Annotated in this window: 12 protein-coding genes and 1 pseudogene; 9 read left to right on the plus strand and 4 right to left on the minus strand. The window is 71.3% G+C overall.

What is annotated here, in order from left to right:
- The first annotated feature begins 280 nt into the window (after positions 1 to 280).
- From trpB to lgt, 4 genes are all read left to right on the plus strand, one after another.
- Positions 281 to 1,525 (plus strand): tryptophan synthase subunit beta, encoded by a 1,245-nt coding sequence (gene trpB / locus AB0E14_RS37225; RefSeq protein ID WP_362429112.1) that lies wholly within the window; start codon positions 281 to 283, stop codon positions 1,523 to 1,525.
- Positions 1,522 to 2,337 carry a tryptophan synthase subunit alpha gene (gene trpA / locus AB0E14_RS37230; RefSeq protein WP_362429116.1) on the plus strand — a complete coding sequence of 272 codons (816 nt, stop codon included), beginning with the start codon at positions 1,522 to 1,524 and terminating at the stop codon, positions 2,335 to 2,337. The genes trpB and trpA overlap by 4 nt, the downstream gene beginning before the upstream one ends.
- Positions 2,338 to 2,401: 64 nt before the next feature.
- Positions 2,402 to 3,229 carry a thioredoxin domain-containing protein gene (locus tag AB0E14_RS37235; RefSeq protein ID WP_362429119.1) on the plus strand — a complete coding sequence of 276 codons (828 nt, stop codon included), beginning with the start codon at positions 2,402 to 2,404 and terminating at the stop codon, positions 3,227 to 3,229.
- A 102-nt stretch (positions 3,230 to 3,331) separates the two neighbouring features.
- Positions 3,332 to 4,309, plus strand: a complete 978-nt coding sequence (gene lgt / locus AB0E14_RS37240; protein WP_362429122.1) for a prolipoprotein diacylglyceryl transferase — start codon at positions 3,332 to 3,334, stop codon at positions 4,307 to 4,309.
- Between the two features lie 80 nt (positions 4,310 to 4,389).
- Here the strand turns inward: lgt and AB0E14_RS37245 are convergent, their stop codons facing one another.
- From AB0E14_RS37245 to AB0E14_RS37260, 4 genes and pseudogenes are all read right to left on the minus strand, one after another.
- Complete coding sequence (locus AB0E14_RS37245) at positions 4,390 to 5,217, minus strand: aldolase/citrate lyase family protein (protein WP_362429125.1); 828 nt, start codon at positions 5,215 to 5,217, stop codon at positions 4,390 to 4,392.
- Entirely contained in the window at positions 5,214 to 6,518 is a 1,305-nt protein-coding gene (locus AB0E14_RS37250) for a CoA transferase (RefSeq protein WP_362429128.1), read from the minus strand. Before AB0E14_RS37250 ends, AB0E14_RS37245 begins: the two co-directional genes overlap by 4 nt.
- Entirely contained in the window at positions 6,515 to 7,435 is a 921-nt protein-coding gene (gene rbsK, locus AB0E14_RS37255) for a ribokinase (protein ID WP_362429131.1), read from the minus strand. Before rbsK ends, AB0E14_RS37250 begins: the two co-directional genes overlap by 4 nt.
- Positions 7,432 to 8,490, minus strand: a pseudogene (locus AB0E14_RS37260) (ADP-ribosylglycohydrolase family protein); the annotation flags it as partial. The pseudogene AB0E14_RS37260 and the gene rbsK, both read right to left, overlap by 4 nt.
- A 1,236-nt stretch (positions 8,491 to 9,726) precedes the next feature.
- Here AB0E14_RS37260 and AB0E14_RS37265 point away from each other — a divergent pair.
- From AB0E14_RS37265 to AB0E14_RS37285, 5 genes are all read left to right on the plus strand, one after another.
- Positions 9,727 to 10,056, plus strand: a complete 330-nt coding sequence (locus AB0E14_RS37265; RefSeq protein ID WP_362429134.1) for a GntR family transcriptional regulator — start codon at positions 9,727 to 9,729, stop codon at positions 10,054 to 10,056.
- Positions 10,057 to 10,209: 153 nt separating this feature from the next.
- The gene (locus AB0E14_RS37270; protein WP_362429136.1) at positions 10,210 to 11,637 is read left to right on the plus strand and encodes a helix-turn-helix transcriptional regulator; all 1,428 of its coding nucleotides are present in this window, start codon (positions 10,210 to 10,212) and stop codon (positions 11,635 to 11,637) included.
- Between the two features lie 21 nt (positions 11,638 to 11,658).
- Entirely contained in the window at positions 11,659 to 12,339 is a 681-nt protein-coding gene (locus tag AB0E14_RS37275) for a dihydrofolate reductase family protein (RefSeq protein ID WP_362429139.1), read from the plus strand.
- The gene (locus AB0E14_RS37280) at positions 12,339 to 12,812 is read left to right on the plus strand and encodes a deaminase (protein ID WP_362429143.1); all 474 of its coding nucleotides are present in this window, start codon (positions 12,339 to 12,341) and stop codon (positions 12,810 to 12,812) included. The genes AB0E14_RS37275 and AB0E14_RS37280 overlap by 1 nt, the downstream gene beginning before the upstream one ends.
- Before the next feature lie 113 nt (positions 12,813 to 12,925).
- Entirely contained in the window at positions 12,926 to 13,513 is a 588-nt protein-coding gene (locus AB0E14_RS37285) for a GntR family transcriptional regulator (RefSeq protein WP_362429146.1), read from the plus strand.
- The last annotated feature ends 14 nt before the right edge of the window (positions 13,514 to 13,527 follow it).

Raw genomic sequence — 13,527 nt, forward strand, 5'->3', positions numbered from 1 at the left:
GCCGCCCGCGCGGCTGCCGCGCGCCCGCGCGCCGGGTGCACGGGCGCCGCGTGCGGTACGTGATCGGCAGCGAGCCCGGCCAGGTCAACGGCATGCGATGGCGCGGGCCCTCCGCGCGCGCCTTCACGTAGAGCGACCCGCCCGGGACCGCCGCATGCCCCGCAGGGGTGTGCCGGAGTCGGCCCCGCCACGGCGTTGCCGTACGTGACTGCGGCGTGCGCATAACGTGACCATCGCCCAGCACGTCACCCGGGGCATCCGCCCCGCGAGGAGCAGTCGCATGTCGAGCGAGTTCTTCCTTCCCGACCCCGACGGTCAGGTTCCGAGCGCCGAGGGCTACTTCGGCGCCTACGGCGGCAAGTTCATCCCGGAGGCCCTCGTCGCCGCCGTGGACGAGGTCGCCGTCGAGTACGACAAGGCCAAGGCCGACCCCGAGTTCGCGCGCGAGCTCAACGACCTGATGGTCAACTACACCGGCCGTCCGAGCGCCCTCACCGAGGTCCCCCGGTTCGCCGAACACGCGGGCGGCGCCCGGGTCTTCCTCAAGCGCGAGGACCTCAACCACACCGGCTCGCACAAGATCAACAACGTGCTCGGGCAGGCCCTGCTCACCAAGCGCATGGGCAAGACCCGGGTCATCGCCGAGACCGGCGCGGGCCAGCACGGCGTCGCCACCGCCACCGCCTGCGCCCTCTTCGGGCTCGAGTGCACCATCTACATGGGCGAGATCGACACCCAGCGCCAGGCGCTGAACGTCGCCCGGATGCGCATCCTCGGCGCCGAGGTCATCCCGGTGAAGTCCGGCAGCCGCACCCTCAAGGACGCCATCAACGAGGCGTTCCGCGACTGGGTCGCCAACGTCGACCGCACCCACTACCTCTTCGGCACCGTCGCGGGGCCGCACCCGTTCCCCGCCATGGTCCGCGACTTCCACCGCGTCATCGGCGTCGAGGCCCGCCGCCAGATCCTGGAGCGGGCCGGCCGGCTCCCCGACGCGGCCGTCGCCTGCGTCGGCGGCGGATCCAACGCCATCGGCCTCTTCCACGCCTTCATCCCGGACACCGACGTCCGCCTCGTCGGCTGCGAGCCGGCCGGCCACGGCGTCGAGACCGGCGAGCACGCCGCCACCCTCACCGCCGGCGAGCCCGGCATCCTGCACGGCTCGCGCTCGTACGTCCTCCAGGACGACGAGGGCCAGATCACCGAGCCGTACTCGATCTCGGCCGGTCTCGACTACCCGGGCATCGGCCCGGAGCACGCGTACCTCAAGGACTCCGGACGCGGCGAGTACCGCGCCGTCACCGACGACGCGGCCATGCAGGCCCTGCGGCTGCTCTCCCGCACCGAGGGCATCATCCCGGCCATCGAGTCCGCGCACGCGCTCGCCGGGGCCCTGGAGATCGGCAAGGAGCTGGGCCCCGAGGGCCTGCTCCTGGTCAACCTCTCCGGGCGCGGCGACAAGGACATGGACACGGCGGCCCGCTACTTCGGGCTGTACGACGGGACCGAGGGGGACGCGAAGTGACCGGGAACATCCAGCTGCTCAGTGACACCCTGGCCAAGGCCAAGGCGGAGAACCGCGCCGCGCTGATCGCCTACCTGCCGGCCGGCTTCCCGACCGTGGACGGCGGCATCGAGGCCGTCAAGGCCGTCTTCGAGGGCGGCGCCGACATCGTCGAGGTCGGCCTCCCGCACAGTGACCCGGTCCTCGACGGTCCGGTCATCCAGACCGCCGACGACATCGCCCTGCGCGGTGGCGTCCGGATCGCCGACGTCATGCGGACGGTCCGGGAGGCCTTCGCGGCCACCGGGAAGCCCGTCCTGGTCATGACGTACTGGAACCCCATCGACCGCTACGGTGTCGAGCGCTTCACCGAGGAGCTCGCCGCGGCGGGCGGCGCCGGCTGCATCCTGCCGGACCTGCCCGTCCAGGAGTCCGCCCAGTGGCGCGAGCACGCCGAGAAGCACGGTCTCGCGACCGTCTTCGTCGTCGCCCCCAGCAGCAAGGACGAGCGGCTCGCCACCATCACGTCCGCCGGTTCCGGCTTCGTCTACGCCGCCTCGCTCATGGGCGTCACCGGCACCCGTGAGTCCGTCGGAGCCGAGGCCGCCGACCTCGTCCGCCGCACCCGCGCCACCTCGCCGCTGCCCGTCTGCGTCGGGCTCGGCGTCTCCAACGCCGAGCAGGCCAAGGAGGTCGCGGGCTTCGCCGACGGCGTCATCGTCGGCTCCGCGTTCGTCAAGCGGATGCTCGACGCCGACGGCGAGGCCGCCGGACTCGCCGCCGTAAGGGAACTGGCGGGCGAACTCGCCGAGGGCGTCCGTCGAGTTTCGTAGCCCGATCGGGTGGATCTGTGACCGGGGAGGCGCGACCGCGCCTCCCCGGTTCGTTGCTCCGGACGTGAGCAAGAAGAACAGTGACGGTTACGGTAATCGGAGCGCGCGGGAGCGGCTCCAGGAGCAGCGCGAGCGCGAGAAGGCCCGCGAGAAGCAGCGGCGCGTCCTGATCGTGTCGGCCGCGGTCGTCGGCGTCCTCGGCCTGGCCGCGGTCGTCGGCGTGATCGCCGCCAACACGGGCGGCAAGGACGGCGGCTCGGACAAGGCGGGCCCGGTCGTCGCCCCGACCGGCTCGATCGAGGGGGAGAAGCCCGCGATCCCCACCGGCAGGACGGACGCCCCGTCGACGCTCGCGATCTGGGAGGACTTCCGCTGCCCGGCGTGCGCCTCCTTCGAGAACGCGTTCCGGGACACCATCCACGAGCTGGAGGCCTCCGGCGCGCTCAAGACCGAGTACCACCTCGCCACCCTCATCGACCGGAACATGGGCGGCCAGGGCTCGCTGCGCGCGGCGAACGCGGCGGCGTGCGCCCAGGACGCCGGGAAGTTCGCGGCGTACCACGACACGCTGTACATCAACCAGCCGCCGGAGACGGACGACACCTTCGGCGACAACGCCGAACTCATCAAGCTCGCGGCCAAGGTCCCCGGCCTGGACACCCCGGAGTTCCGCAGCTGTGTCGAGGACGGCACGCACGACAGCTGGGTCGGGAAGTCGAACGACGCCTTCGTGAAGGGCAACTTCCAGGGCACGCCGTCGGTGCTCCTGAACGGAGAATCGATCTTCCCGCAGAAGGGCAGCGAGCAGATCTCCCCGGAGAACCTGAAGAAGTGGGTCGCCGAGGCCAACAAGGGCAAGAAGGCGGGCACCGCCTCGCCGTCGGCGGGCTGACCGCCCCCGGCCGGATCCGGCCGGTGCGATCCTCTTAGTTACCCAGACGTTGCCGGGTGGGCTGCCGTGACGCCCGCCCGGCAAGGTAGCGTCGGTCCTGCCATGGACCTTGCCTACATTCCCAGCCCGTCGACCGGTGTCCTCCACCTCGGACCGGTCCCGCTGCGCGCCTACGCCTTCTGCATCATCCTCGGTGTCTTCGTCGCCGTCTGGTACGGCAACAAGCGCTGGATCGCCCGGGGCGGCAAAGCCGGCACCGTGGCCGACATCGCTGTCTGGGCGGTGCCCTTCGGCCTCGTCGGCGGCCGGCTCTACCACGTGATCACCGACTACCAGCTGTACTTCAGCGAGGGTGAGAACTGGGTCGACGCCTTCAAGATCTGGGAAGGCGGCCTCGGTATCTGGGGCGCCATCGCGCTCGGCGCGGTCGGCGCCTGGATCGGTGCCCGTCGGCGCGGCATCCCGCTCCCCGCGTACGCCGACGCCATCGCGCCCGGCATCGCCTTCGCCCAGGCCATCGGCCGCTGGGGCAACTGGTTCAACCAGGAGCTGTACGGCAAGCCAACCGACCTGCCGTGGGGCCTGGAGATCAGCGCCGGCGCGAACCGCGAGGCCGGGATCTACCACCCGACCTTCCTCTACGAGTCGCTGTGGTGCATCGGCGTCGCGTTCCTGGTCATCTGGGCCGACCGCCGCTTCAAGCTCGGCCACGGACGGGCCTTCGCGCTCTACGTCGCCGCGTACTGCGCGGGCCGCGGATGGATCGAGTACATGCGCGTCGACGAGGCGCACCACGTGCTCGGCCTGCGGCTGAACGTCTGGACGGCGATCGTCGTCTTCGTCCTGGCCGTCGCCTACATCGTGATCTCGTCGCGGCTCCGTCCGGGGCGCGAGGAGGTCGTGGAGCCGGAGCGCGACAAGCGGGCCGGCGGCAAGGCCGGGAACGAGGCCGACCCGGAGGACGACGCCGCCGGGGACGAGGACGGTACCGCTCTGCTGGAGGCGCTCGGCGACGAGCCGGCGGACGTGCCCACGACCGGGGTGCCCACGAACGGCGCTGAGTCGCCCGCCAAGGGCTGACGGCTCTCTCACGTCTCTCAGGGCCGCCGGGACCTTCTGGTCCCGGCGGCCCTGTCGTTTCCGGCCGCAGGCCCCAGTGCTCAGCAGGCGCGCGCCGCCAGGGTGAGGACGCGGCGGGCGCCCTCGACGACCGCCGCGTCCACGAAACGGCCGTCCGGGAGCGCCAGCGCGCCCTCCTCCGTCTCGGCCGCCTTCACGACCTCCTCGGCCGCCGCCACCTCGTCGGGGGTGGGGAAGTAGGCCTGCTCGATGACCGGGAGCTGGCGGGGGTGGATCGCGGCCCGGCCGAAGAAGCCCAGGGCGCGCCCGCGCGCGCAGCTCGCCGCCAGGGCGTCCAGGTCGCGGATGTCGGGGTGCACCGACTGGGCCGGCGGGGGCAGGGCCGCCGCGCGGGCGGCGACCACCAGGCGGCCGCGCGACCAGTCGAGGCCGCTGTCGCTCCGTACCCCCAGATCGGCGCGGAGGTCCGCCTCGCCGAGGGCGATGCCGTGGACGGCGGGATGGGCGGTGGCGATGGCGTACGCGCGCTCGACGGCGAGGGCGTTCTCCAGGAGGGGATAGAGGGGGATCCCGTCGGTGACGCCGGTGAACTCGGTGACGGCGTCGGCGATCCGGTGGATGTCAGTGGCGTGTGTCACCTTGGGAACACGGAGACCGCGGAGGCCGGGGAGGGAGGCCAGGGTGGGGATGTCGCGCGGGGTGTGGATGCGGACGTGGACCGGCACGGGGTGGGGATCGGCGAGCAGATCGGCCGTGGCCTCGAGCGCGTACGCCTTGCGGTCCGGGGCGACCGCGTCCTCCAGGTCGACGATCACCACGTCGGCGCCGGAGGCGAGGGCCTTCTGGACGACGGCGGGGCGGTCCCCCGGGGCGTACAGCCAGGTGAGGGGGAAGGGCGTGGTCCTCATACGGCTCCTTCGCCGCGCAGGGCGCCGATCTCGGCAGGGCTGAGACCGAGTTCCGCGAGGACGTCGGCGGTGTCCGCGCCGTGCGGGCGGCCGGCCCAGCGGATCGCCCCGGGGGTCTCGGAGAGCCGGAAGAGGACGTTCTGCATCCGGATCGGCCCAAGTTCGGGGTCCGGGACCTCGGTGACGGTGTCCAGGGCGCGGAACTGCGGGTCGGCCAGGACGTCCCGGACGTCGTAGACGGGCGCGATCGCCGCTTCGGCCTTCTCGAAGGCGGCCATCGCCTCGTCCCGGGTGTGGCGGGCGATCCAGGTGCCGACCGCCTCGTCGAGGACGTCCGCGTGGGCGGCCCGGCCGGCGCCGTCGGCGAACCAGGGCTCGTCGATCAGCTCGGGCCGGCCGACCAGGCGCAGCACGCGTTCGGCGATCGACTGGGCCGAGGTGGAGACGGCGACCCAGGCGTCGTCGGAGGTGCGGTAGGTGTTGCGGGGGGCGTTGTTGCGGGAGCGGTTTCCGGTGCGGGGCTGGACGTATCCGAGCTGGTCGTACCAGAGGGGGTGGGGGCCGATGACGGAGAGCATCGGCTCGACGATGGCCATGTCGACGACCTGGCCGTGGCCGGTGGTCGTCCTGGCGGTGAGCGCGGTCATCACCGCGTACGCGGTGGCGAGCGCGGCGATCGAGTCGGCCAGGCCGAACGGGGGCAGGGTCGGCGGGCCGTCCGGTTCGCCGGTGATGGCGGCGAAGCCGCTCATCGCCTCGGCCAGGGTGCCGAAGCCGGGCCGATGGGAGTACGGGCCGAACTGGCCGAAGCCGGTGACCCGGGCCAGGACGAGGCGGGGGTTGACGGTGGAGAGCTCCTCCCAGCCCAGACCCCAGCGCTCCAGCGTGCCGGGGCGGAAGTTCTCCACGATCACATCGGCCTCGGCGGCCATCCGCAGCAGGGTGTCGCGGCCGCCGGGCGTGGAGAGATCGAGGGTCATGGTCCGCTTGTTGCGGCCGAGGACCTTCCACCACAGACCGATGCCGTCCTTGGCCGGGCCGTGGCCTCGGGAGGGGTCGGGCTTGCGGGGGTGCTCGATCTTGATCACGTCGGCGCCGAAGTCGCCGAGCATCATCGCGGCGAGCGGCCCGGCGAAGAGGGTCGCGAGATCGAGGACGCGCAGCCCGTGGAGCGGAGGGAGGGCCGGGGGTTCGTTCCGGTGCACTGTCTGTCCGGTCGAGTCCGTCCCGGCGTCCCGGTCCGTGCGGTCCGTGCGGTCCGTGGGGTCGGTGGGGTCCGTGCGGTCGTTCGGCGGTGTCATACGGGGTCGACCTCCCGGCCGGTGAAGGCCGCGTGGGCCTCGTCGATCTCGGTGCGGTACGGCATCGAGGACGAAGCCCCCGCGTGCTGGACGGAGAGCGCGGCGGCCGTGGAGGCCCAGGCCATCGCCTCGCGGACCGGGCGACCCTCGCCGAGCGCCACGGCGAGAGTGCCGACGAAGGTGTCGCCCGCGGCGGTCGTGTCCACGGCCGGGACCCGGGGGGCCGGCACCGCGAACGGTTCGCTGCCGCGGGCCGCGTACAGGCTGCCGGAGGCGCCCAGCGTGACGACGACCTCGGGAACGAGGGCGAGCAGGGCGGTGGCGGCGGCGCGCGGGTCGGTGAGGCCGGTGAGCGCGGCGGCCTCGTGCTCGTTGGGGACCAGGAGGTCGGTGGCGGCGAGGAGTTCGGGGGGAAGCTGCTGCGCCGGGGCGGGGGTGAGGACCGTACGCACCCCGAGCCGGCGGGCGGTGACGGCGGCCTCGGTGACGGCGGAGAGGGGGAGTTCGAGCTGGAGGAGCAGCGCGTCGGCGTTGGCGATCAGGGCCTCGTCGCCGTGGTCGAGGGAGGTGACGGTGCCGTTGGCGCCGGGGACGACGACGATCGCGTTGCCGCCCTCGTCGTCGACGACGATGTGGGCGGTCCCGGAGGGGCCTTCGACGGTGCGCAAAAGGTCGGTGTCGACGGCGGAGGCGTCGAGCGAGGCGCGGAGCCGTTCGCCGAAGTCGTCGGCGCCGACCGCGCCGATCATCGCCACCTCGGCGCCGGCCCGGGCGGCGGCGACGGCCTGGTTGGCGCCCTTGCCGCCGGGGATCGTACGGAACTCCCGGCCGGTGACGGTCTCCCCGCGCGCGGGGGCCCGGGGCACGAAGGCGACGAGGTCCATGTTGGTGCTGCCGAGCACCACGATGCTGGTCATGGGCGTACTGCCTCCAGATGCGTCAGTTCGGCGAGGGTGTCGAAGCCGATGCCGTCGAAGGACGGGATCGAGGTGGCGAGCCGGTTCTTGAGGGGGGAGGTCCAGCGCTCGGGCAGCCGGTCGGGGTGGCCGGCGAGGAGTCCGGCGACGGAACCGGCGGTGGCGCCGTTGGAATCGGTGTCCCAGCCGCCGGAGACCGCCGCGCAGATCGTGCGGGAGAAGTCGCCGTCGCCGTGGGTGAGGGCGGCGGCGAGGAGGGCGGTGTTGGGGACGGCATGGACCCAGTGATACCCGCCGAGTGCCGCGTGGAGCCGGTCCACGACGGCCTCGAAGTCGGGGGTGGTGCCGCGTGTTTGCCGGGCGGTCTCGATGCCGAGGCGGACGGCGGCGGCGAGCCGGGAGCGGTGCGGGATCACGGAGAGCCCGGCGGCGAGGGCCTGGTGGACGTCGGCGGTGCCGGTGGCGGCGGTGGCGATCGTCGCGGCGACGAACTGGGCGCCGTAGACGCCGTTGGCGGTGTGGGTGAGCGCGGCGTCCCGGTACGCCTGCTCGGCGGCGGCTCCGGGGTCGCCGGGGTGTGTCCAGCCGTGGACGTCGGCGCGGATCTGGGCGCCGATCCACTCGCGGAAGGGGTTGCGGTGGGAGGCGGTCAGCGGGGGCTCGATGCCGTCGAGGAGGTTGCGGTAGGCGATGCGCTCGGCGGTGAAGGTGCGGCCGGCCGGGAGTTCGTCGAGCCAGAGGCGGGCGACGTCGGCGGTGGTGAAGCCGCGGCCGTACCGCTGGAGGAGGAGCAGGTTGAGGAGGGGGTAGTTGAGGTCGTCGTCCTCGGGCATCCCGTCGATGTTCTCGGCGAGGGAGGTGGTCGCGGAACGGCGGTTCCAGGGGTGGGCGGCGAGGAGGTGCGGGGGGACGCCGCGTTCGGTGAACCAGGTGGTGAGGGGCCAGTTGCCGGCGGCGCGGGCGAGCGCGCGGATCGCGGGGAGTGGCAGCTTCTCGACGGGCTTGCCGAGGAGACAGCCCGCGGCCCGGCCGAGCCAGGCGGCGTGCAGCCGGTCGCGGAGGGGGTGGGGGCGGGCTTGCGGCGGCGGGCGGTGTACGCGGCGGCGGTCTCGCCCGGGGCCGGGGCGGGCAACTCGGCCCAGACCGCGGCCACCAGCTCGGTGTGCTCGGACTGGTCGGACGGGGTCAGGGGGCGGCGCAAGAGCGTGGCCAGGTGCGTGTAGGCGGCGCGGGCGAGGTGCTCCTCGAGGACGTCGCTCGCGGAGCGGCCCGGGGCGGCGTCGGCCAGAACCCGCAGGGTGCCGGCGGCCAGGGCACGAACGGAGCGGCCGTCCCCGGCGGTCTGCCGGGTCATGGCCGGCAGACCGCCGGCGGGGCCGTCGACGGCCCGACCGCGCGTGGTGGGGATCGCGTCGGCGGGCACCGTACGGGCGGCATCTGCCCGGCGGGCGGCGGGCACCGCACGCTCCCACTGCGCTCGCCGGTCGGCGGGGCGCTCCTGGGGCCGGGCGACCTTGAGGGTCTGGACGGTGGCGCGGCGGTGACGGGTCAGGTCGACCGCGAGGCGCTCCTCGCGCGCCCACTCCTCGTACTGGCGGCTCCAGGTGTCCGCGCTGACGTCGACGTCGACGAGGCGGTTGCTGGAGCTGCAGCGGATCGCGTCGGCGACGCCGGCCCGGCCGGTGTGGTGCGGGACGAGCTTGAGCAGGTAGGTGCCGCGGTGGGGGGTGACGGGCACCCAGGTTTCGCACTTCGGGCAGACCAGCGAGATGCGGCGCTTCTGGGTGGACTCGACCCGCCGCATGTCGATGTGACCGGGCGACAGGGTCGACAGGACGATCGGGGCGAGGAGGCTGACGCGGGAGGTACGGGTGCGGCCCCGGCGCTTGGCGGCCTTGGGCATGGCGAGCTCGGGCATGGCGACTCCTCGGCAGGAGAAGGGGAGGGGAGGGGTGCGCGGGGCGGATGCCTTCTCCACCCACCAGGCTCACGAGCAAGAGGCCCGCGTCCCGGCGGATAGACAGCACATCAGCGCTGAAGTCGTGCAGCAGTTCCGCCGGCCTGGGGGGTTTGGTCTTAGCTACCGCCTCCGGCCACCTGCCCGACTCCGAAGAGACGAGCTGCGGAACTGCGATGGTGCAGTGGTACGTCCAGCAGGGCGGCTTCTTACCACCCCACCAACCTTGCTGGCTTACCTAACTTAGCTGATAAAGTTGGGTAGGTGTCAAGCACTTGGTTGAGGAAGCTATGGAAGCTAGCTAAGACGAGGGGGTCGACCTACGATGTCGCTCATGAGCAACGAGGCCGTGCAGCCGTACCAGCGAATCGTTCAGGATGTCCGCGACAAGATCCGCTCCGGTCGCCTGACTCCTGGGACGAAGCTGCCGAGCACACGGGAGCTCGTAGAGGAGTACGGCGTCGCAGCTGGGACCGTCCAGCGAGCCTTGACCGAGCTGCGCACGGCGGGCCTCATCTACTCCCATCAGGGCCGCGGCTCTTTCGTCGCCAACGCTGCCTCCGCCGGCGAGGACTCGACTGGTCGATCCATCAAGGCACTTGAGGAGCAGGTCGCCGATCTCGTAGCCCGCCTCGAACGGATCGAGAAGAGCCGAGGCGACTGACGTCGTTCCTCGCGTGCCGTTCTGCATGTTCGTCCCTCCTTGGCCGGTCCGACTTCGTTAGCAAGTTGTAGGCCCGACCGCGGAGCTGGTTCTAGGTCTGACATGTGTCCAGACCGCTGGACACACCGATAGGAGACATGGAGGGGGATCAGCGTGGGGCAGAAGCCGAACGTTCTGACCCCGGAGGCATCGCCCCTGGACCGCTTCGGCTACACAGTGCGAGACCTCCGCGAGCGGCGCGGTCTCAGCCTGCGCGGCCTCGCGGAAGCCACCTTCTTCTCGTACTCCAAGCTGTGGAAATGGGAGAACGCGAAGCGCGCTCCGAAGCACCGCTCAGAGGTCGAGGAGTTGGACCATGTGCTCAACGCGCACGGCCTTTTGATCGAGCTGTGGGAGCGCATCGCCTCGGATGATTCCCCTCGGGATCATGTGTCCGTTTCAGGGCTCCATGTGTCCGAATCATCCGTGGACCTGGCCATTGCCGCGTCCCAGCGGGCAACGTCGGACGATGAGGGGATCTTTGTCCCCGCTCGTCTACGGGATGGATCGGTGGTTTTCGTGGCGCTGGATCGACGCGCGATGCTGCGTGGCGGGATGGGGCTCGGTGCAGCTGCTGCGCTGGGCGGGGTAACGCCGGCGGCCGCCAGCTCTCTGCCGAGGCTGACACGCTCGGCCCGGTCGGCTTCCGCCTACAGCGGTACGCCGGTGGAACACTTCCAGCGCGCGCGTCGTCTGCTGATCGACAGCGACAACCTCCTCGGCCCCGGCCGAGCCATCGCGGCCGCGCTCCAGCACATCGAGGACATCAAGCAGCTGCGCCAGGACGCGAAGGGCACGGACCGCCACGCCCTCATGGAGCTCCAGACGCAGTACGCGGAGTTCACCTCCTGGCTCTACCAGGACCTGGGCGACTTCAACAACGCGCAGTTCTGGCTCGACCGAGCGTTCCAGTGGAGCCACACCGTCGGAGACGGTGACCTGACCTCGTACGTGATGGCCCGCAAGGCACAGCTCGCCGGCGAGATGCGCGACCTGGTCGACGTCGTCGACCTCGCCGAAGCCGCGCAGCGCATGGCGCGGCCCCGCAGTCGACTGGCCGCCGTCGCCCGGACCTACGAGTCATACGGGCACGCGTTGCGCGGTGAGCCGGTCGACAGCGAGCGCGCGATCGATGATGTGCGCAATGCTCTCGATCGCGTCTCCGGCGACACGACCCCCTGGGGCGTGTGGCTGAACGAGCAGTACGTGGAGGTGCACCGGGCGCAGGGCTTGGAGGTACTGGGCAAGCACGCGGAGGCCGCCGAGGTCTTCACCAACGCCATCAAGGCACTGCCCGACGGATACCACCGCGACCGCGGTGTCTATATGGCTCGGGCCGCCGTGGCTCACGCCGGTGCCGACGCGCCCGACCAGGCCGCTGCGGTCGGTCTCCAGGCCCTGAGTATCGCCAACGACACGGGCTCGGGCCGGATCGTCCGAGAGCTCGCGCGTCTCAACAAGGCTCTGGTGCCCTGGCAGCGACAGCCCGAGGTCGCGGAGTTCCGCGCGCACTTCGACGGCACGCTCGCTCACCAATTCTGATCAGAACGGATCACGCCACCTATGACCACACGTCCGTACGTCATCCTCTCCGCCGCTATGTCAGTCGACGGCTACCTGGATGACGCCAGCCTCGAGCGACTGTTGCTTTCCAACGCCGACGACTTCGACCGCGTGGACGAGGTCCGGGCCTCCTGCGACGCGATCCTGATCGGCGCGACGACCATGCGGAAGGACAACCCGAGGCTGCTGGTCAACTCCGAGAAGCGCCGCGCGAAGCGGATCGCGGAGGGCCGGTCTGAGTACCCGCTGAAGGTGACGGTGACCGCCTCCGGCAACCTCGACGCGGACCTGAAGTTCTGGCACTTCGGCGGTCAGAAGCTGGTCTTCACGGTCGACTCCGCCGTGGACGAGGTGAAGGCGACGCTCACGGACCTCGCGGACGTGGTCAGCGTCGGCCCCAAGCTCGACTGGGGCCTGCTCCTCGACGAACTGGGTCGCCGCGGCGTCGGCCGACTCATGGTGGAGGGCGGCGGCACGATCCACACCCAGCTCATGGCCCAGAACCTGGCCGACGAGGTCCACCTCGCCATCGCCCCGCTGCTGGTTGGCCAGGCCGACGCCCCGAAGTTCCTGGGCCCCGCCGACTACCCGGGCGGGACAACCGCCCGGATGAGGCTGCTGGAGGCCCGCGCGATTGGCGATGTCGTGCTGCTCCGCTACGCCCCGAAGGAGCGCAGCTGATGCACGCTCCCGACCGAGATCAGGACCTCCGCTGGATGCGGCGCGCAATCGGCCTGGCCACACTGTGCCCCCCGGCCACCGGGGCGTACTCGGTGGGCGCGGTCATCGTCGCCGAGGACGGCACCGAGCTCGCGGCCGGCTACTCCCGGGAGACCGATCCGCGTGAGCACGCGGAGGAGGCAGCCCTCGCAAAGGTCCCAGCAGGCGATCCGCGGCTGTCCACGGCAACGATCTACTCGTCCCTGGAGCCGTGCTCCCAACGGAGCGCGGACCGTACTCCGTGCGCGCAGCGGATCCTCGAGGCCGGGATCCCGCGCGTCGTCATCGCCTGGCGCGAGCCGTCCTTGTTCGTTGCTGACTGTGTCGGAGTCGAGCTCTTGGTCGCTGTTGGCGTGACGGTGGTTGAACTGCCCGAGCTCGCAGATGCTGCTCAAATGCCGAACCGCCATCTGGGTGACGGCCACACCAGGTAATCCATGCTCACCCGCGCAGGGGGGAGGCAACTGCAAGGCCACTCAAAGGCAAACGGAGGGAGGAAGTCGTGCAGACCGATCCTCGTAGGCGAGTCCGCGAGGCGCGTACCGCGGTGTACCGGCTGTACGACGCCGAAGAGCGCCTTCTGTATGTCGGCATCACCATGGCCCTGAAGCAGCGCTTCGCCGATCACCAGCGCCAGAAGTTCTGGTGGCACCTGGTCCAGAGAAGAGACGTCAGGTGGTACGACGACCGCGCTGCCGCCGAGGCTGTCGAAGCTGAAGCGATTCGGACAGAGAGCCCCAAGTACGACGGCACCAGCCGCATTGCCGACTGGGTCCATGCCCGCCACCTACGCCCGAAGGATCCGTTCTGGCGGCCAGTCGCAGAGTCAGTTCTCGCGCGTATTCAGGATGGAACCTACCCAGTGGGTAGTCCACTGCCGTCGCCGCGAGCACTTGCGTCGCTCTATGAGGTCTCGGAATCGTCCACGGGATACGCCCTCTCCGTGCTCTACAGCGCCCGGGTCGTTGGACCTCATCCCCAGCACGTAGTCCGTCGCCTCTCAGACCACCGGCCGTTGAAGGGACCTGATGCCCCGTCCGCAGATGAACACGACAAGGGGCCTTGTCCCCAAAAGGTGGACACCTGTTCGTGTCGTTATGCGGCAAGTGTCAGAGTAGCTGACTGCTGTTCGTAGACGTTCGGTGCCTG

The organism is Streptomyces sp. NPDC047981 (genome assembly GCF_040653315.1).
Lineage (GTDB): Bacteria > Actinomycetota > Actinomycetes > Streptomycetales > Streptomycetaceae > Streptomyces.

What these genes read in the sequence shown, in the direction of transcription:
- trpB (WP_362429112.1), top strand. Translation starts at nt 281, where the DNA reads ATGTCGAGCGAGTTCTTCCTTCCCGACCCCGACGGTCAGGTTCCGAGC.
- lgt (WP_362429122.1), top strand. Translation starts at nt 3,332, where the DNA reads ATGGACCTTGCCTACATTCCCAGCCCGTCGACCGGTGTCCTCCACCTC.
- AB0E14_RS37245 (WP_362429125.1), bottom strand. Translation starts at nt 5,217, where the DNA reads ATGAGGACCACGCCCTTCCCCCTCACCTGGCTGTACGCCCCGGGGGAC.
- AB0E14_RS37250 (WP_362429128.1), bottom strand. Translation starts at nt 6,518, where the DNA reads ATGACACCGCCGAACGACCGCACGGACCCCACCGACCCCACGGACCGC.
- rbsK (WP_362429131.1), bottom strand. Translation starts at nt 7,435, where the DNA reads ATGACCAGCATCGTGGTGCTCGGCAGCACCAACATGGACCTCGTCGCC.
- AB0E14_RS37265 (WP_362429134.1), top strand. Translation starts at nt 9,727, where the DNA reads ATGAGCAACGAGGCCGTGCAGCCGTACCAGCGAATCGTTCAGGATGTC.
- AB0E14_RS37275 (WP_362429139.1), top strand. Translation starts at nt 11,659, where the DNA reads ATGACCACACGTCCGTACGTCATCCTCTCCGCCGCTATGTCAGTCGAC.
- AB0E14_RS37280 (WP_362429143.1), top strand. Translation starts at nt 12,339, where the DNA reads ATGCACGCTCCCGACCGAGATCAGGACCTCCGCTGGATGCGGCGCGCA.